The sequence below is a fragment of the Bacteroides sp. OM05-10AA genome (genome assembly GCF_003439055.1).
In the GTDB taxonomy this organism is placed as follows: Bacteria; Bacteroidota; Bacteroidia; order Bacteroidales; family Bacteroidaceae; genus Bacteroides; species Bacteroides intestinigallinarum.
The window spans coordinates 133922-153081 of the sequence record NZ_QSUR01000004.1; the positions used below are offsets into that span (position 1 = coordinate 133922).

Below are 19160 nucleotides of genomic sequence, written 5' to 3' on the forward strand. Positions count from 1 at the left end.
TCTTGGATAATTTGCTAATTTCCCAATAGTCCGTATCTTTGCAATGTGTTTTTCATAGTATTAGATTTAAGGTTAACAAAGGTTGGAGCAAGGCGTTGCTCCTTTTTTTATGTCCGTACGTTTCTTCCCTATTTAAATTAGAAGCAGAAAACGCTTGCTTCCAATGATAAAATACTTCTTTCCTCTCCACAACCCAATCCTACACATACATTATAAATCATTAGAGCAATGCAAAGAGCCAGCTATAATATAGCGCAAACCAAAATTCTATACTTTTATAAAAAAATAATAAACTTCAATTAATACTTGTCCAGACAGAAATTCATATTCTGCATACAAATATTAGCATTTTTCTTGTTTATATCGGCTAAGAATAATACATTTGCATCTATACAAACCAAATTAATATAATTATGAATAAAATTCCCATTTTTTCATTGACACTACTTTTTGCTTTAATTTTACCATTATTTGCAAATGCACAGGTAACAGTAAAGGGTATTGTAACTGACGAAAGTGGGGTACCATTAGTTGGCGTTTCCGTCCGCTATAAGGAAGTCCCCCAAGTTGGTGTTACCACAGATATTGATGGTAAGTTTTCCATCAAGGAAGTAAAAGAAGGGAAAACGCTTGTTTTTTCCTATATCGGTATGAAAAATGCAGAGCGTTTACTAAAAGGGACAACCTCTTTCATCAAAATACAAATGGAGGCAGAAACAAGTGAACTCGATCAGGTTGTTATCACTGGTTATACTCAAACCACATTTAAAAAGATGACAGGTTCAGTAGGCATCATTACTGCCGATCAGCTAAAAGATCAGGCTCAACCGACTGTTGACGCCTTAATGCAAGGTAAAATTGCGGGTGTAGCCGTATCAGCTGTAACCGGACAGCCCGGTAGTACACAAAAAATACGAATCAGAGGTACCAATACTGTTACCGGAGACGGTGAGCCACTATGGGTAATTGACGGAGTTCCTATGCAGGGAAGTACAGCAGACATGCCCAATAGTTCTGAAATAAAATCGGGCCAGTTTGATGATTTATTCATGAATGGTGTTGCAGGGATCAATCCGAGTGATATTGAAAGTATCACTATCTTAAAAGATGCCTCCGCCACAGCAATTTATGGTTCACGAGCCGCAGGTGGTGTAATTGTCGTTACTACCAAAAAAGGAAAACAAGGAAAAACCAGAGTTAACTATTCTGGTAATGTTTCCGTCACTTTGTCACCCCAACGAGATTATTCTTTGATGAATTCAAAAGAAAAGCTTGCATATGAACAAGGATTATGGGATGAATTTTCTGCTCCCGGCTTTGAAGCAGGAAAAACAGATTATCCTATCGTAGGTATAGTAGGTATTATTAGATCCGGAAAAGGTCGTTTTGAAGGATGGAATAAAGAACAACAGGATAGCTATATTAACGAATTAGGACAAACAAACACTAATTGGTACGACGAACTATTTCGTAATGGCGTATCCACTACGCACAATCTATCCATTAGTGGAGGAGGAGAAAAATATACTTACTATACATCATTATCATATACACGTAATGCCGGTCTATTAAAAAATAATGACTACGATCGTTATAATATAACTGCTAACCTTTCTATGAACCCCAACCAAAAAGTAAAATTGGATTTTGGGGCATCAATGTCCTATCAATACTCTAAATCGCCAGCATTAAATAACATCAATCCATTTACTTATGCTTATTTTGCTAATCCATACGAAAGTCCATATAATACAGATGGTAGCTACAGAGCAGATGAAACCTATTATTCATTAGGAGAATATAATAATAAAAAAACATCCAGAAAAACTGTTCCCGACAGTGGCTTCAATATCATGCGTGAGATGAATGAAACTTCTTCACGCACCAAAAATGTCAATACTACCGTACGGACAGGAATCGATTATAGTATTATCAGCAAATTACGTTTTGTCGGATTAGCTTCGTTCACTTATTCCACTAACCGTTTAAAAGAGATCTACAACAGTGATACGAAAGCTGCTTTGGACAATCGTTTATCAGTAGATGGGTTAAGTCAGAAAGAGTATGCCTCTATATTACAACGCAATATTGACAACGAAAGTTATATGGTACGCGGACACTTCGCTTATGACGATCAATTCGGAAATGACCACTCTATTTCCCTTATCGCTGGTGCCGAGCTCCGTGGAAGTAAATCAAACAGTCTGTATAGCAAACGATATGGTTATGATGCAATAACAGGCAATACAATCACCCCACTGCCATCAACCACGGAAGGTATCGGATATGCACAATTAAAAGAGTATTTGGCAGCCCTCGATGCCTCTACCGGAGAAACATGGAATGAACAACGTTTTGCTTCCTTCTATGCTTCCGCCGACTATTATTATAAAAATAAATATGTGCTGAATGCTTCTTTCCGCACTGATGGTAGTTCCAATTTTGGTAGTGACAAACAATTCAATCCCAACTGGGCTGCAGGTGCTGCGTGGAATATCAGTGAAGAAAACTTTATGCAATCTCTCAAACCGGTATTAAACCGGTTAACCCTCCGTCTGGCAACCGGATTCACTGGTAATATCAACCGTAGCGTAAGTCCACAAATCATCATCAACTATTTTGATGATTACCGCAATGTATCAAATAATGTTTTTCATATTGGCAGTATCACCACACCACCTAATCCGGACTTACGCTGGGAAAAGACTCAAGATGTAAAATTAGCCTTAGATTTCGGACTATTTAATGACCGTCTGAATGGTATCATCGAAGGATATTACCGAAAAAGTTCCGATATAGTAACAAGTGTGCAAGTATTATCAACTACCGGATATACCAGTCAAAGATACAATACTGCAGAGTTAGAAAACAAAGGTATTGAAATCACCTTAAACGGAACCCCTGTAAAAAGTAGAGATTTCACATTGGCTTTATCTGCCAATCTTGCCTACAACTTGAATATAGTAGCTAAATATAATCCATCATATAAATCTATGGGATATTCCAATCTATGGGAAGGCTATCCTGTAGGCGCTATTTACAGCGGCAGATTTACAGGTATAGACCCTGATACAGGACTTTATACCTTCCAATTACGCCCGGATGCAGAAATACATACCGCCACAGATTTGAATAAATCAGATAACTATCGTTATTATCTAGGAACAGACGAAGCTCCTGTAACCGGAGGTTTCAATGTAACAGCAGAGTATAAAGGTATTAGATTGAGTGTTAATGGTACTTTTGCAACAGGAGCTAAACAGTTTGAGTACATTGAATCCCCCGCCTCATACCAAAACACAGGGGGAGGAGTACAAAATCAATCAACACAAGTCTTCCAAAACGATTTATTCGCCCAACATTTAAATGTTCCCAAGATTGCTGCCGACCGGTGGACGACTACTAATACCGATGGTACCTATCCCCGAGTTTGGAATGTATTTGGTGAAGCATATGGTTTTAACTATTACAATCCTATGAGTAAAGAAATAACTCGAGGAGCTTTTCTTACAAATCTATCATATATGCGTATCAAAAGCATAATTTTAGGTTATACACTGCCCAAAAAACTACTGAAACAAACCAATCTTTCAAATGTAGATTTTTCGATGGCACTCAACAATTTTATAACTGTCACAAGCTATAAAGGCATGGATCCGGAAACACCAGGAGCAACTTATCCTGTAAGCCGGTCCGTTATGTTTAGCGTAAATGTAGGATTCTAAAAAGCAAAAAGACAATGAAAAGAAAACTATTTATATTTATATGTTGCAGTTTGTGTATCGCACTCACCTCATGTACTAAATACCTGGATGTAAAACCCAAAGGTAAGGTTATACCCAAAACTGCTGAAGAATTTTCTTCTATCCTTCATTATTGGTTAGATGATATTGAAAAAGGTCTAGATGATGTTATCGTTCTTTCACCTGAACGAACTGCCGATTTAGAACTTTTTGCAGAAGATCTGGACGGCACCTTAGCTAGTAGCTATGGAACAATAGATTTATATGCAGGAACTAGTATCAACAGAAATCAAAAATACTATTCAACATTATATTCCGCTATCAAAGATTGCAACATAATCATTGGAGAGATGGAAGATACAGAATCAGAAACGGCCAAAACCTTATTAGGAACCGCATGGAGCATCCGTTCTATTTGCTACTACAATTTAATGATACGTTATTGTGAACCTTATCAATTACAAACAGTTTCCGAAACACTAGGATTACCTCTCGTGGACGAATTTGATATCGAAGCCAAGCCAAGCCGGTCCACTCTTAAAGAAACAGCCGATTTTATATTGAAAGGATTCCAACATGCGCTATCATACAACTCAACAGATAAAAACTATATTTTTACTGCACCAATAACTAAAGCCTATATGGCACGCTTCTTCTTTTGGACACAAGACTGGAATAATGCCATTATTTATGCTAAAGAAGTTTTAGATAAATATCCAATGCTTGAAGCTGACGAGTATGTTAACGCTATAAATCAAAAATTAGAGCCAACTAAGAACGTCATTATACGTTCATATACAAATGAGAATGATGTTGCAAGCATGGGATATCTAACTGCTCAAACAAATGTCCAGAAACGCCCTGTATGCAAAAACTTAGTAGACCTTTTTGGTAATACCCCAAATGATATCCGTAATTCAGGGTTTAATACCAAACGAATAACAACTAAAGTCGTTACCACAAAATTCCGTAGTGAAGAGTTATGTCTTATCATTGCTGAAGCATACGCACATTTAGGTAAAGAGACTGAAGCATTAGAATATTTGAATTTATTACGTTCCAAACGAATTACGGAAAATTATATAGCTTATACAATGGATAATCTCCCTGAAGTTTTTAAACAGAATATTACGACAGATGCAACAGGGACACCACTTACCAAATTAATGTCAGCTATCCTTTGTGAACGTAGGAAAGAACTATTTTTGGAAGGTGATCGTTGGTTTGAGCTAAAACGTAATGGACGTCCAGAATTCTGGATTGCCGCTAATGGGAAAAAATATGTAACGGAAAAATATTTATATACTTTCCCTATTCCCAAATCTGATGTGAACCTATTTCCTGGGCTTATCATACAAAACCCAGGATATATTGAATAACCATTAATACACTAGAACAATGAAAAAGCTATTATATACAATATTTATATTCATCATATCCTTTAGTACTTTTTCAGCCTGTGACGAATCTGAAGAGTTAACTCCTAAAGTAGATGATACAACAAGTGATTATTTACTTCCAACCGGAGTAATTCTCACCGCTCAAGAACGGGAAGAAGTCCAAGAACGTTGGAATGAATATAATACTGCCATTAATCAGTAAAATTAAAGAAAGATGAAAACTATAATAAAGGAAATAACTAAAATTCTGACAATAACATTATTGGCAATGATGGTTACTTCATGCAATAATGATGATGATGCAGGGGCAAATCTCTCCTTTAGCCGCTCTATCTATGTTCTACCGGCTACTGGAAGTTTAAATATAGAACTAAAAGCCTCTGTAGCTCCAGAAAATGATCTGATAGTTCCTATAACCATCGATGGTTCAGCAGTGTTAGATGATGAATACGAAATATCAGCTAAAGAATTTATAATAAAGGCAGGAGAAACAAATGCCCAAATAACAATAACCCCCAAAAATAATCTAGCCCAAGGAAAAGAAATCCGTTTGTCTATCAATCCGGTAGCAGGATATAGCTTAGGAGATAAGAATGTGGCTATCATTCCGATAGAAACCAAAGAACGTATTATGTACTCATTCACCACTTCTTATTCCCGCATTCTTAGTTCTATCCAAATATGGGTTGAAATACAAGGTGAAATTAGTGGACGAAGCTACATCCCTCAAACAGACATTGTACTTCCATTAAAAATATCTTCTTCCAGTACTGCAGAATTGGATACTGATTTTGAAATCGAGAATCACTCAACTTCTATAACTATTCCGAAAGGTACGCGACAAGTCAACTTCAGCGTTAATATAGTAGAAGGAGCAGAAGATTATGCTGGAAAAGAAGCCATCCTTGAATTGAAAGCCCCGGAAGGAGAAGATCCTGATTTATATTATGCAGGTTCATTCACTACCTTCACTGTAAAATTGGATCAATTAAAATTTATCGACTTATTAGGCAAATGGAAACCTGTTGAGCTTAGCAACGAAGATGGTTTTTATGTATGGGGTGAGGAAGAACTCCCCAGTAACGATTTTGAAGGAAAATTACCTAAAGATTTTGCTGCTGGTGACTATTTGGAATTTACTAACGAAGGCGGAGTCGATAGAATTATTCCCCACATGACTGGAGGTTTGAAAAAATATTTCTGTGGACCAGAACACAAAGTTACATTCGATCATATAAACAAAGAGTTCCTTGATGCTTCTATATTTGACTATATAATGGTCCCCTATTTTAAAATAACCAATATAAACAAACTCTTTTCTACAAAAACAGAAATTGGTGATGCCCTTTTGGGATTAGATAAAATAGACGATAACAATATTTATGTCTATATCCACGACTATATTCCAACCGATTTCTTTACGTACTCCTATGAACAATGGGGAGGATTTGATGCTGAAATGTTTGGTATTACATATAAATTCACACGAATAGAAGAAGAATAAAAAATTAAGGATGCCCGTATGGCTCGGGCATCCTTAATTCAAATTATACATATCTTATTTTCTCAACGCCTTCTCAATTATAAACAACCGATAATCATAATCCTCTCTTAACTTTTTCGTCGGTGCCATTGCTTTAGCTTTTGTATATTCCTGTTTCAAATCCATCAAACATCCATACCAGAAATGAGCTCTTGCCGGAACAGACAGATATGAAATGCTTTCAATTGGCTCCATTCCCCAATGAGAATTAGTTTCTCCAACCGCAAAGCTAGAAGAACCGGATGATGAACCTTTTTCTTTTACCGGACTTACATCCGACCATGAAATAACAGCATTCAAGAATTGTCCTTGCATAAAACGCTTAAATTCAGCAGAACTCTTGCCCATCCTGGCTTCCTTGAATAAGAAACTTATCAGATCTGAAATAGCCTGCTGTTGCGTGTAAGGATCATTCGATTTACTTTCACTAAGCCAAATATTACTCAACTGCACTAATACCAAGTTTCCCAGGAATTTTTGAGAATAATCGGTAACACTCCCTGTTAAGGCACAATGATTCAGCAATTCCTTATCATCCATCCATGTCATCTTTTCAATCGCATCCAGCATCCACAAAAAAGATTGGCGCTGAACCTCTTTTGGCACTGATTGAAAAGAAGGATAAACATCTCCATAGTAACTATCATTCAAATAAATACCACCCACTTGTTGCAGTACATGCTTCATATATTCATTCACCTGCTTGATGATATGACCATATAAAACAGCACGCAGCTCATAGTCCACATCCTCCTTGTCCAACCACTGGTTGGCATTCTTTATTACTTTCGCTATATTCTCACAAGCTATTGTTGCCGAACGGATAGCATCATTCCCTAAATCCCTTTCCATTCCACGAGGGTCATAATACGCTTTCCTGTTTTGCGACCCTTTAAACAACAATAACGGATTGTGGTTACGTTCAGATATCAACGATTGCAAACCGGATAATTCCTCCTGCGGCGTAGTCTTTTTCATAGGTTGATACAAATAACGAATTACCCAATCATCATATACCCCTAACACCGATTGCACCAGAGGCATTCCTTCACTATAACTATCATCAGAAAGCAAATAGTTCATGGGGAGCTTATCCATAACGGAAGCAGATAACCCATGCTGCTTAACAAACTCCTTCGAACGAAGCGAATCAACAGGATAAGCAATAGATCCTGCCATATTATCACTCAACCCCAAACAATGTCCCCAATGCCTCAATAATAAAGACGTTAACGCTTCCTCTACCAAGCCCTCATCGGGCAGCAACGTACGAGCCTTCTCATTAAAAGAAGATGTTTGCAGAAAATAATCCAACTGGATTTTCGATGCCAAGTTGTGCGGAATGTAAATATTGGCACTTATAATCTCTCCTGTCAACGGATCACTCCAACAGTTGTCTGTAATCTGGTTAGACGGTGAAATGACATAACGAATACAGGATTTAGTAATATTATTGGCATCAAACACCGTACCGTCTTTAGGATAAGGCTTCACTACCAGCGCATTTGGAAAACCAATCTTCTGAAAAGACTTCTTCCATATATCAGCACTACGATACACACAACGCTGCCAGCTTTCGGGCAACAGAGTATCTACATAAAAGACAATAGGGTTTTCCTCTGTCAAATTCCAACGATTCACCCAATACTGCACTTCACTTCCTTGCGCTTCATCCGAAAAGCTAACCTTGTCACTCCATAGAGTACCAACACGAGGATCTGCCAAACGAGGAAGATAATCTTCATCCTCCGGTAATAACATAAATGTACGCTTCACAACCGCACTGAAAGGAATATCGTCTGCTATCGGGAAAAGCCCGAATAACGACATGGCAAGACTATAACTCATATTGCATGAGATAGATACATTATCCGAGTAAGAGGCAATCCCGGATATCATCGACCGGTCTTGTTTAAAAGTAGCCTTCCTTTTCACCCAGCCATCCATTGTATTATATGCCTTCGGATCTATCGGATTCATGTATTCGTCATCTTTAAACACATAAGAAGTAACATCAATCACCAAAGCACTATCAGGAGAATAAGCCTTGATTGGAAACTGCTCCAAAACAATATCACTAAAGCTCTTTTTCAATGCATCGCCGATACGAGAGTCATCACCGGTAATCGGACGATTGGCAACCCGATAAAGTCTGACCAACGAATCAGATTGGCAAAATCTCACCTGCAAAGAAGTGGCAGGGCGAAATCCCACGGACGATTCCTGCGGATTACTAACTTTATCAACCACCCCTCCCATCAACAGACGTTTACCTAAAACAGCCTTAGGTATTTCCATATATATCTTATTCTCAATCCAATAAAGATTCATTAATCCCTTGGACTCCACGCTATTGGATTTACCTTTCAATAGCTTTTCATAATCACTCTTCGATTTTACCTGCTCTGTTTTTTTCTTTTTCTTAACTGCCCCTTCCAAAGGATAAGAAACGGACAGGGCAAAGACCGACAAAAAAAGTAAAAGGATATATTTATTCTTCATAATCATCTGTTTAACGCATTATTCATTTGATGAAGCAATAATTGATAGTGAAGTCGAGTATCTTTATCGACATGTTGCTTTTGATTATTCAATAAGTCGCGCACCCGCAAGAAATAACCATAACACATACTCTCCTGATTTCTGGGGACAAAGTACTCGGCCATTGGTTCTTCAAATCCGGCTACAGGATTAAACATACGTTCCAAATCCGACACACAACATCCTTTGTGTCCTTCCCCTATCTTATGATGAAGCGTGGTTAACGATTCCCAAACATCCTCATCTGCCAATGATTTTGAATCTTTATTCCAATTAATCTTTGCCGTTGAAACTAACTGTTTAATAAATAAATTCTGCAACTTCATTTGAGTAGAGGTTAATTTACGCCCTTTCAAAGTAGGACTCCAGATGTATTCATAAATGTCATTCATACATTCGTCAACATCATATTTATCGCCTTCAGCTTTCAGTGCCGAAAATTCCACACGGGCAGGAGCCGCCATCAATAATTTCATCAGCACATTACGCAAAGCATCAGAAGGTTTACCAACCATAGGCAACTTATCCAATACATCGCTGTTATCTAACCAATCCAGCGTTTCCAACTGTTCCAGAAAATAACTCATTGCCTCTTTTTGCTTCTCCTTCGGTTCACTTTCTAGAGCTTCCACTTTATCACCCACCAGTTTTTCATGCAGATAAATGCCACCGATATTATGATAAACATGCAACATATAAGTCAAATACTGCATTATAATACCATCATAAATAGCAGATCGGTGTTTATAATCATTATCTTCCTTATCCAGCCATTGATTCAGATTAGCCAGGATATACTTCAGGTTTTTCACACCATATTGAGTTGCTTTTACCGCATCATCTCCCAGATCTTCCGTTTGAGAACGAGGGTCAAGTATATCCGACTGTTGTTTTCCATACCGATATACAGGATCACCGGATAAATCCGTAATCCACTTTGAAGTAATCGCATACTCTTCTTCCTCTGTTTTAGCTTCCGGTACTGGTGTATAATTCCAACGGATCAAATAATCATCATACAGCCCAAAGCGGGGAGGCATCATACGAACCCCACGCTCCATATCACCGGGTTGTGCCACATAATTAAAACGTGCATAATCCATTATAGAGGTAGTGGTGCCATGTCTCTGTGTAAACGAAGGAGAACGCAGAGAGTCCACCGGAATGACGGAAGAAGCACTCATATTGTGCATAAATCCGAGACAATGTCCTACTTCGTGTGAAACGACATAACGTAAAGCATCATCCATCACTTCCCTTGGAATAACTTTATGACGGACACGTTTGTCAGCTTGAGCAGTCTGGATAAAAATCCAGTTATTCAACAACTTTATAACATCATGATACAGATATACAGAAGCATTCAGTATTTCTCCACTGCGCGGGTCTACCCAAGAGGGACCCATTGCATTTTCAATAGCAATCGGTGCATAACGAATACAAGAGTATTTCAAATTATCCGCATCAAATTCCGGATCGTCTTTCGGAAATTCTTTAGCCTGGATAGCTTGTGTAAAACCTATTTTTTCAAATGGTTCATTCCATTGGTTGACAGCTTCAAATATAGATGCTTTCCAACTATCAGGGAAACAACTATCTACATAAAAAACAATCGGCTTCACAGGTGTCACCTTTTTACCCTCTACATAACTTTTTAAATCAGAAGGCTCCAAACGCCAGCGATTTGCATAATAGATTGCCCGCATCGTCTGTTTGGTTGCCGAATATTCTTTTTTTATAGTCGGGAAAATACCAATCCGGCTATCCATCAATCGGGGACGGTAGGGAACAGAATCCAATAACAGGATAGAACGTGTCACCTTTGCAGTCAGAGGTTCATCCTTAATGTCTTTTCCACTACCTCCGGTCAACGAATAAGTATAACTTAGGCAACTCCGGACAGATATATTGTCCTTAAAAGCTTTAAAACCATCAACAAACGACTTGCTACTTTGAAAAGAAGTGGAACGCTTACGTCCTCTCGACATATTTGCACTATATTTATCAAAAGGATCTATTAGCTTATTGTCACCCACAAAAAAACCGGTAACATCAAACACAACAGCCGTACTATCATTATTATAAGCAGAAATATCAAAGGCTTGCAATATGGCATCCATGTTGCTTAATGCAATAGCCGTCTTCAATCGATTGTCATTATCACCACTCACATTATCTGTTTGAATAGCAGACAGACAGATTTTGTTATTCAGTTTTTCAAAACGAAAATGAATAGGTTCGGTAGGTTTTGATCCTATAATGGCATTTCTATTATCACTGATTTCTGTAACTGCAGAACCCAACAACATATCACGTTTCAACAACGATAATGGAAGTTCAAAATAAACTTTTTCTTTCACTTTGTGTACAGTGATGAAACCTTCTGCTTTCGAATGATTAGATGAGAACAGTTTATCATAAGCAGTTTTTTCTTTCTCAACGGATTCTTTCTTTTTTGTCTTTTTACGTTTAAAAGAAATAGCATTTGCTGATACAGCTCCTCCCAGCATAGAAAATACTAAAAGAGCCACCCAAATTCTTTTCATTTTGATAATAGTGTTAATTCATACTCTAGTAATAGAATACAAATCTAAGAATTATAAAGAATTATCTCCAATAAAATCTACTTTTTTCTGTCTTCAAATAAAGCGATTATGACTGCTTTTAGAACAGGATAAAAGATTATCAAGGCTTTCGCACTCCAAATGGTTAAAAGTATACCATATAAGATTGGCATTATTTGAATCTTATATGGGTCCTTGAACAATCCTAAAACGCATAAACTTATCCCACCTAAAAAAATCACTAAAAAGAACACTGCAGATATAAAAATGGGAAACGGACCGTCATATTCAGTAAAATCGGCTAATCCAAGCCATTTCTTCCATTTTCTCCACCGTTCTCTCCTCCTTTCTTCCGGTTCCCTTTCCTTCCTCATTCTCTCCGACTCTATCACACGCCGACGGAATTCCTCTTGGGGACGCTGTAAACTGAGATTGTATCTCCGCATCTTTTCACTAATGCGTTTCTTTTTCCTTTTTGTCACTCTTATATTTGTTATTTCTTGTGTGGTTTTACCTATTTATTTCTTTTCTGCCTGATAGACTCCAAATATAATGCAACCTGCTCCCAATAATGTAATCCACGTGATTTGTTCGTGAAGAATGATTATGGATGCCACCATTGTCACTAACGGATTGAGATAGATATAACTGGAAGCTCTAACAGTTCCCAACTGTTTTAAGACCACATTCCAGAGGACATAACATATCAAGGAAGCCAGAACAGCTAGAAACAAAAGATTGGATAATACAATCGGTTTTAAAAGTATATCAAGATCCGGTTGCAGCGGATGAAGAAGAAAGGCGGGAAGTATGGTCAATACTCCATAAAAGAATATCTTGCGAGTGATAAATACAGTGGGGTAACGCCCCGTCATTTTCTTTATCACCAAACTATAAAATGCCCACGACAGGGCGGCAAGTAAAGTAAGCAAATCCCCTACCGGAGATAATTTAAGTACAAAACTGCCGTTAAAGACCACCAGTCCCACTCCGATTAAAGCTAATATGGAACCATAAATCAAACCTTTGGTGGCTTTTTCACTCTTATAAAAGAGAAGGGAAAGAATGGTGGTAAGTAAAGGAGCTGTACAAATGATGAAAGCTACATTAGATGCTTGCGTGATTCCTAAAGCTGTATTTTCGGTAAAGAAATAGAGTGAACCACCGAAAAGACCTCCTGCCATCAACCAAAGTTCGTCTTTCCAATTACCCGCAAACAGACGTTTGGGAGAAATCACCCAAATACCCAGATAAGCAATGAGAAAACGATAAAGGAATATCTCCTGTGGGGTCAGTCCGTGATTAATCAGTACTTTGGTTGATATAAAGGTTAGTCCCCAAATAGCAACTACAAGTATCGCAATCAGATGGTAATATCCATGCTTCAATTCCATAGTGATGGTGATGTTTTTTAATAGAGTACAAAGATAGCGAGAAGTTATGGAATGTTTGTTTGGAGAAGTAACAAAAAGCCCGTACCTTTGTTTATGTTCAAAGAAAGCTCCTAAAATAAGGAATAAGTTATGGAAAAATATACAGCACCGGACAGGAAACGTATCCCCTATGGCATGATGAACTTTGCAGTAATCCGCCGCGACGACTGTTATTATGTAGACAAAACCCGATTTATACCCATGATAGAAGAGGCGGACAAGTTTTTCTTCTTTATTCGCCCGCGCCGTTTCGGCAAAAGTCTCACAGTAAGTATGTTGCAGCACTATTATGATATACTTGCCAAGGATAAATTCGAAGTGCTGTTTGGCGACCTTTACATCGGAAAGCATCCTACGCGCGACCGGAACAGCTATCTGGTACTATACCTCAACTTCTCCGGAATAGTAGGCGAACTGCACAACTACCGCAAGGGACTGGACGCGCATTGCCAAACAATGTTCGACTACTTCTGTGACATTTACGCCGACTATCTCCCCAAAGGCATTAAGGAAGAACTCGACAAAAAAGAAGGAGCTGTCGAACAATTTGAATACCTGTTCACAGAATGTAATAAGACCAACCAACGTATTTACCTCTTTATTGACGAATACGACCATTTCACCAATGCCATTCTCTCAGATATAGAGAGCCTGCACCGTTATACGGACGAAACGCATGGCGAAGGTTATCTGCGTGCCTTCTTCAATAAAATTAAAGCCGGAACCTATTCCAGCATCGAACGTTGTTTCATTACCGGCGTAAGTCCCGTGACAATGGACGACCTCACAAGCGGTTTCAACATCGGAACCAACTACTCGCTCACACCGGAATTTAACGAGATGATAGGTTTCACGGAAGAAGAAGTCCGCCAAATGCTTACCTATTATTCCACCACCAGTCCATTCAATCACAGTGTAGACGAACTGATAGAAATAATGAAACCTTGGTATGACAACTACTGCTTTGCAGAAGAATGTTACGGTGAAACCACTATGTACAACTCCAACATGGTACTCTACTTCGTCAAGAATTATATTCAACGAGGCAAAGCCCCCCGGGATATGGTAGAAGACAATATCCGTATCGACTACGAAAAATTACGTATGCTCATTCGGAAGGACAAAGAGTTTGCACACGATGCTTCCATCATACAGACATTGGTGAGCGAAGGCTACGTCACCGGAGAACTGAAAAAAGGTTTTCCTGCCATCAATATCACCAACCCTGACAACTTTGTGAGTCTGCTTTACTATTTCGGTATGCTCACCATTAGCGGCACGTATAAAGGAAAAACCAAACTCACCATCCCCAATCAGGTAGTCCGCGAACAAATCTACACCTATCTGCTAAGTACCTACAACGAAGCCGAACTTAATTTCAGTAGTTACGAGAAGAACGAACTTGCCAGTGCCCTTGCCTACGATGGCTCTTGGAAAGCTTACTTCGACTATATTGCCGACTGTCTGAAACGCTACACCTCCCAGCGCGACAAGCAGAAAGGTGAATTTTTTGTCCATGGCTTCACACTTGCCATGACAGCACAAAACCGTTTCTACCGCCCCATCTCCGAACAGGACACACAGGCAGGTTATGTCGATATTTTCCTCTGTCCGCTACTAGATATCTATTCCGACATGAAGCACAGTTACATTGTAGAACTGAAATATGCCAAGTATAAAGACCCTGAAAACCGCGTGGAAGAACTGCGGCTGGAAGCTATTGCTCAAGCCAATCGCTATGCTGACACCGATACGGTGAAGAGAGCAGTCGGCACTACACAACTTCATAAGATTGTGGTTGTATATAAAGGAATGGATATGCCGATATGCGAAGAGATCTAATACAAGGATTTTTTCAATAAAACGTCACACCATCAAAAGACTACTCTTATAAATAAAAATCATGATACGATTTATACTTCTATATGCTAAATATTAAAAGAACCGTGTACATTTGTATCATAATTAATCTAATAATATGCAAGAAGACATTACGCTCGCACAACTTAAGCGTGGCGACCACCAAACATTTTCTCGCTTATTCAATTTATACCACCGGGATTTAGTGCTTTATGCCGGGCGCTACCTTCCGGATTTGGAAACGTGCGAGGATATTGTACAAGATGTATTTCTAAAAATATGGCATATCCGTGATCGTCTGGAAATAAGCGTACCGCTACGTGTCTATCTCATTAGTGCTGTCCGCAACTCATGTCTGAATGAAATTAAACGCCGTAGAATCATATATGATACCACTATAGACTCGCTGACATGGATGCCCGAACGAGTGGAAGAAGAAGCCGTACTTTATTCCGAACTCCACGAGCAATTTCAGCAAGCATTGCAACAGCTCCCGGCGCTTTACCGTCAAGCGTTCGAAATGAATCGTTTCCAAAACAAAAAATATCAGGAAATTGCTGATATGCTTGGAGTCTCCAAACGTACCATCGAGGTGCGCATTGGTAAAGCACTGGCTTTTCTACGAAATCATCTCAAAGAATATTTACCGATGATCTTATTTCTATTCACAAAATAATTGTGGTAAAGCGTTAGTCAATTGTCTTATTAATATAGAAGAATATAAAAAGAGAACGATGGAAGAAATAAATGAACATATCAATGCAATCATAGCTAAATATTTTGCGGGCGAAGCCTCTCTTGAAGAAAAGGACGAACTCACAACATGGATCGAAGAGAACAAAGAACATGCACGATGGTTTGCACGTCTCAAAGACCTCGATCAAGCTATACACCCAAGCTTTACCCCTTCTGCCATCCATACGGAACAAGCTCATGAAAAGTTCATGGACCAACTCCGTCGTGAAAGTAGAAACCAAAAGTTCCGTACACTGATGATACGGTGTCAACGCATCGCCGCCATCCTGTTTCTGCCCATAGCTTTTCTGGCAACATATTTATTGGCAGAAAAATTTTCTGCTCCTGAACTAACAGAAGCATGGCAAACCATCACTACTCCTTACCGCACTTACTCACAAATAAACTTACCCGATGGATCCAAAGTATGGCTTAACGGAGGAAGTACTTTTCAATATCCGCTTGCCTTCCATAACGGAAACCGTGCAGTCAAACTCACAGGAGAGGCTTACTTCGAAGTCGAATCTGACAAGAAGCACCCTTTCATCGTTCAGACAAAAAATATGAATGTGACAGCTACTGGTACAGCATTCAATGTAAATGCTTTCAACGTTGATTCCATATCTGCCGTCACGATGGTAGAAGGTATTACAGACGTAGATATGCAAGGAACAAGTCGTCGTATGTTACCCGGTGAACACATCGTTTATGACAAGCAGAAAGGAAACTACACCGTTACTAAAACAGACCCTAATAAATGGTGTTCATGGCGCAACGGAAAAATTATTTTTGAAAATGATCGTTTAGAATATGTCTTCCACCGTCTTAACCAACTTTACAATGTGAACATAACAGTCTGTGACAGTGTCATAAACAGCTATGTCTATCATGCAACTTTCACAGATGAAACATTACCCGAAATCCTGGAAATGCTGAAAATTAGTACGCCTATTTATTACGAGATTCAAAAAACGAACTCTAACAATCCGCACGCCCCCAAGCAACAAATCAAGGTTTTCCGTAAATAATAATAAACTAGACAATAATAAACAACTCTGAAGATTGTACCATCAGTCCGCTAAATCATTATGAGTTAAAATTACCATATTTTAAATAGTGCCACCATATTAGCACAATTGTGCCAATCTATTGGCATAACTGCACCTGATTATTGCATCTTTCGAAATCCTTCTGTCTTGACATTCCAACCCTTTGGAAACCCAGGAGTGATGCCCGAAGCTCCCTCCCATCCACCTGCCATCATCGCTACGGCGGTAAGCAAGCCACCGTTCGACGGAAAATAAGGAAACGGACCGCCGGTAGCCAACCCATGCGCATCGAAGCGGAAGTTTTCCGAATCATACAGCAACAGGTCCACAGCATCCTCGGGACGGTGGCAGCGTGCGGCAGCCATCGCCAGCATCGAAAAATCCCAACCCCACACACGATCGAACTGCCAGGAAGTAAGAATCTTGTCCAAAGTAGCCCCGAAGATTTCCTTATCCACTCCATCGCCCGGCAACATTCCGAAAATACCGGCAAGTGCCGGATGTTCAAAGTTATAGCGTGTCCACATATCGGGGATTCCTTCGTACGTAATATACACACCGTCTTCCACCGGCAAGGGAGACAACTGTTCCAACACGTCCTCCCACTGTTTTTCGCGTGGCAGTCCGCAACGCTCCCTCCAAGTTTGTGCGGTCTGCAAACCATAACGCCAATAGGCCAGTTCAAATGCAGGATTAGACGTATCGAATACGGGAGTATTTTCGGAAACAAGACAGAGTGGGGCTCCCAATACGTAACGTTGCGATATACTGTCATAACGCACGTAATCGGACATGTAATCGGCTGTAGCGAAAACAATCCCACGCCATTTATCCAGCATCTCCTGCGTAGGATGCAGACGATACTCCTCTTCTGCAAAATAAATAGGATGAGGCTGCTGCCAGATAAGCGTGGCATGAATGAAATGAGGCCATTCCCGGTCTATATCTCCCGTACATTTAGGCCAGCGTGCACCACGGTAACCTTGTTTTTCCGCACGCAAGCGCGATGTCGGAAGGAATTTCCGGTAAACATCGATGGCTTCTTCCGCCAGCTCCGCACGGTTCCATAACAGATAATGCAGTTCATGCCACCAGATCATCTCGAAGTGAAAACGTCCGAACCAGCTGTTGTTCACCAGCCCGCTCTCCTGCGGTGGCCATAAACCGACTTCATTCATCCGCATCAGATATTGCGACAATACGATACGACGCTCCAACTCTTTCCAACGCACATCTTCACTTTGGGAAAGATCGATGGCCGCACCGGAAAGCCAATAGTTACGCCATGCTTCGGCATTACGTACTTTCATTTCCTTCATTCCCGGAAGAACGACCTGCCCGGCATCGGACATATAGGCACACAACAACGAAAAACAGCCCTTCGAATCGGGTTCCAGCCGGAAGCGATGCGAACCCGCCACGGGAGCCACGATACACATCGAATCGCTCCACTGCAACCTCACGTCATAACGCGTATCGTCTATCTGCCGCCTGATACAGGCTGACATAGCTCCATCACTCTCAAGACGCGATATATGCCGTCCCGGACAAGTGTAATCACCGGCATACTCGGATATATCCTTCCTGTCGGGATAAGGAAAATCCATAAAAAACTGGAGCCGCCCTTTCTCTAACAACAGCGAACGCACTTCTACCCCGATAGCATCCAATTCCGGATCACAAACAGTTTCAACCGTGACAAGAACTCCCTCCAATGTAAATCGACTGATTACCACACCCGTCCAAAGATCCACCTCCTGCCGCGTATCTTTCAAATCGCTTTCAACAGCCTCCCGCCCGTCAGCCTTCAGCAAACGTAAACCTAACCGTCCGAGATTGAAGCGGTGAGGATTCCCGGACAGCCAGGCGGAAATCTCCGGCTGTTCATCATCCGGAAATTCCAGCGGAACTTCTCGCCCACCGACAGCCACCCCAACTCCTCGATATTCCTGCGTACGCGCCTTTTCATCTTGTGGAAAACTATGCCAGCCCCACTGCGACAGCGTATTGAACGGTACAAACGTCTGCAAACCCGTTATGTCCATACAAAAAGCAAAGCGACCGTTGCCCACCTGCGCCGGACTGTGCGGATCTGTTTCCGTAGTGACAATGCGATGCCGAGCTACTACCGACTCGCGGTCGATGACCGGCCTGCAGCTACACAGCAAACATGCCACCATCATATAATAGAACAGTTTCTTCATATCCATCCCAAAGAAGTTTCCGCACCCTCCCGTTCCGAAAGCGGAAAGATACGGAAACATATACACAATCAATGAATCAATCAATTCC

At 40.1% G+C, this 19160-nt stretch carries 11 protein-coding genes; 7 read left to right on the forward strand and 4 right to left on the reverse strand.

The window, feature by feature from the left end; genetic code table 11:
• Nucleotides 1-413: 413 nt before the first annotated feature.
• The 4 genes from DXB58_RS04520 to DXB58_RS04535 are packed head-to-tail and all read left to right on the forward strand — an operon-like array spanning nt 414 to nt 6647.
• Nucleotides 414-3725, forward strand: coding sequence for a SusC/RagA family TonB-linked outer membrane protein (locus tag DXB58_RS04520; RefSeq protein WP_122136041.1), 3312 nt, complete (start codon nt 414-416; stop codon nt 3723-3725).
• Nucleotides 3726-3739: 14 nt separating this feature from the next.
• The gene (locus DXB58_RS04525; RefSeq protein WP_122136042.1) at nt 3740-5122 is read left to right on the forward strand and encodes a RagB/SusD family nutrient uptake outer membrane protein; all 1383 of its coding nucleotides are present in this window, start codon (nt 3740-3742) and stop codon (nt 5120-5122) included.
• 19 nt (nt 5123-5141) lie between these two features.
• Entirely contained in the window at nt 5142-5345 is a 204-nt protein-coding gene (locus DXB58_RS04530; RefSeq protein WP_115483879.1) for a hypothetical protein, read from the forward strand.
• A gap of 12 nt (nt 5346-5357) precedes the next feature.
• Nucleotides 5358-6647, forward strand: a complete 1290-nt coding sequence (locus DXB58_RS04535) for a hypothetical protein (protein ID WP_122136043.1) — start codon at nt 5358-5360, stop codon at nt 6645-6647.
• Between the two features lie 54 nt (nt 6648-6701).
• On the opposite strand, the gene DXB58_RS04540 is transcribed toward DXB58_RS04535, so the two are convergent.
• The 3 genes from DXB58_RS04540 to DXB58_RS04555 all read right to left on the reverse strand — a co-directional run bounded on the left by DXB58_RS04540 (nt 6702) and on the right by DXB58_RS04555 (nt 13185).
• Nucleotides 6702-9194, reverse strand: coding sequence for a zinc-dependent metalloprotease (locus DXB58_RS04540; RefSeq protein WP_122136044.1), 2493 nt, complete (start codon nt 9192-9194; stop codon nt 6702-6704).
• Entirely contained in the window at nt 9191-11773 is a 2583-nt protein-coding gene (locus tag DXB58_RS04545; RefSeq protein ID WP_122136045.1) for a zinc-dependent metalloprotease, read from the reverse strand. The genes DXB58_RS04540 and DXB58_RS04545 overlap by 4 nt, the downstream gene beginning before the upstream one ends.
• A gap of 536 nt (nt 11774-12309) precedes the next feature.
• Nucleotides 12310-13185, reverse strand: a complete 876-nt coding sequence (locus DXB58_RS04555) for a DMT family transporter (protein WP_122136046.1) — start codon at nt 13183-13185, stop codon at nt 12310-12312.
• Nucleotides 13186-13314: 129 nt separating this feature from the next.
• Between DXB58_RS04555 and DXB58_RS04560 the strand changes: the two genes are divergently transcribed.
• The 3 genes from DXB58_RS04560 to DXB58_RS04570 all read left to right on the forward strand — a co-directional run bounded on the left by DXB58_RS04560 (nt 13315) and on the right by DXB58_RS04570 (nt 16847).
• On the forward strand, nt 13315-15066 hold the full coding sequence (locus DXB58_RS04560) for an AAA family ATPase (RefSeq protein ID WP_122136047.1): 1752 nt from the start codon (nt 13315-13317) through the stop codon (nt 15064-15066).
• A gap of 136 nt (nt 15067-15202) precedes the next feature.
• Nucleotides 15203-15760 carry an RNA polymerase sigma-70 factor gene (locus DXB58_RS04565; RefSeq protein ID WP_122136048.1) on the forward strand — a complete coding sequence of 186 codons (558 nt, stop codon included), beginning with the start codon at nt 15203-15205 and terminating at the stop codon, nt 15758-15760.
• A gap of 58 nt (nt 15761-15818) precedes the next feature.
• The gene (locus tag DXB58_RS04570; protein ID WP_122136049.1) at nt 15819-16847 is read left to right on the forward strand and encodes a FecR family protein; all 1029 of its coding nucleotides are present in this window, start codon (nt 15819-15821) and stop codon (nt 16845-16847) included.
• A 140-nt stretch (nt 16848-16987) separates the two neighbouring features.
• Here DXB58_RS04570 and DXB58_RS04575 read toward each other — a convergent pair whose 3' ends face one another.
• Nucleotides 16988-19132, reverse strand: a complete 2145-nt coding sequence (locus tag DXB58_RS04575) for a hypothetical protein (RefSeq protein WP_233527230.1) — start codon at nt 19130-19132, stop codon at nt 16988-16990.
• Nucleotides 19133-19160: the final 28 nt, after the last annotated feature.

What these genes read in the sequence shown, in the direction of transcription:
- DXB58_RS04520 (WP_122136041.1), top strand. Translation starts at nt 414, where the DNA reads ATGAATAAAATTCCCATTTTTTCATTGACACTACTTTTTGCTTTAATT.
- DXB58_RS04560 (WP_122136047.1), top strand. Translation starts at nt 13,315, where the DNA reads ATGGAAAAATATACAGCACCGGACAGGAAACGTATCCCCTATGGCATG.
- DXB58_RS04535 (WP_122136043.1), top strand. Translation starts at nt 5,358, where the DNA reads ATGAAAACTATAATAAAGGAAATAACTAAAATTCTGACAATAACATTA.
- DXB58_RS04555 (WP_122136046.1), bottom strand. Translation starts at nt 13,185, where the DNA reads ATGGAATTGAAGCATGGATATTACCATCTGATTGCGATACTTGTAGTT.
- DXB58_RS04525 (WP_122136042.1), top strand. Translation starts at nt 3,740, where the DNA reads ATGAAAAGAAAACTATTTATATTTATATGTTGCAGTTTGTGTATCGCA.
- DXB58_RS04540 (WP_122136044.1), bottom strand. Translation starts at nt 9,194, where the DNA reads ATGATTATGAAGAATAAATATATCCTTTTACTTTTTTTGTCGGTCTTT.
- DXB58_RS04565 (WP_122136048.1), top strand. Translation starts at nt 15,203, where the DNA reads ATGCAAGAAGACATTACGCTCGCACAACTTAAGCGTGGCGACCACCAA.
- DXB58_RS04570 (WP_122136049.1), top strand. Translation starts at nt 15,819, where the DNA reads ATGGAAGAAATAAATGAACATATCAATGCAATCATAGCTAAATATTTT.
- DXB58_RS04530 (WP_115483879.1), top strand. Translation starts at nt 5,142, where the DNA reads ATGAAAAAGCTATTATATACAATATTTATATTCATCATATCCTTTAGT.
- DXB58_RS04545 (WP_122136045.1), bottom strand. Translation starts at nt 11,773, where the DNA reads ATGAAAAGAATTTGGGTGGCTCTTTTAGTATTTTCTATGCTGGGAGGA.
- DXB58_RS04575 (WP_233527230.1), bottom strand. Translation starts at nt 19,132, where the DNA reads ATGTTTCCGTATCTTTCCGCTTTCGGAACGGGAGGGTGCGGAAACTTC.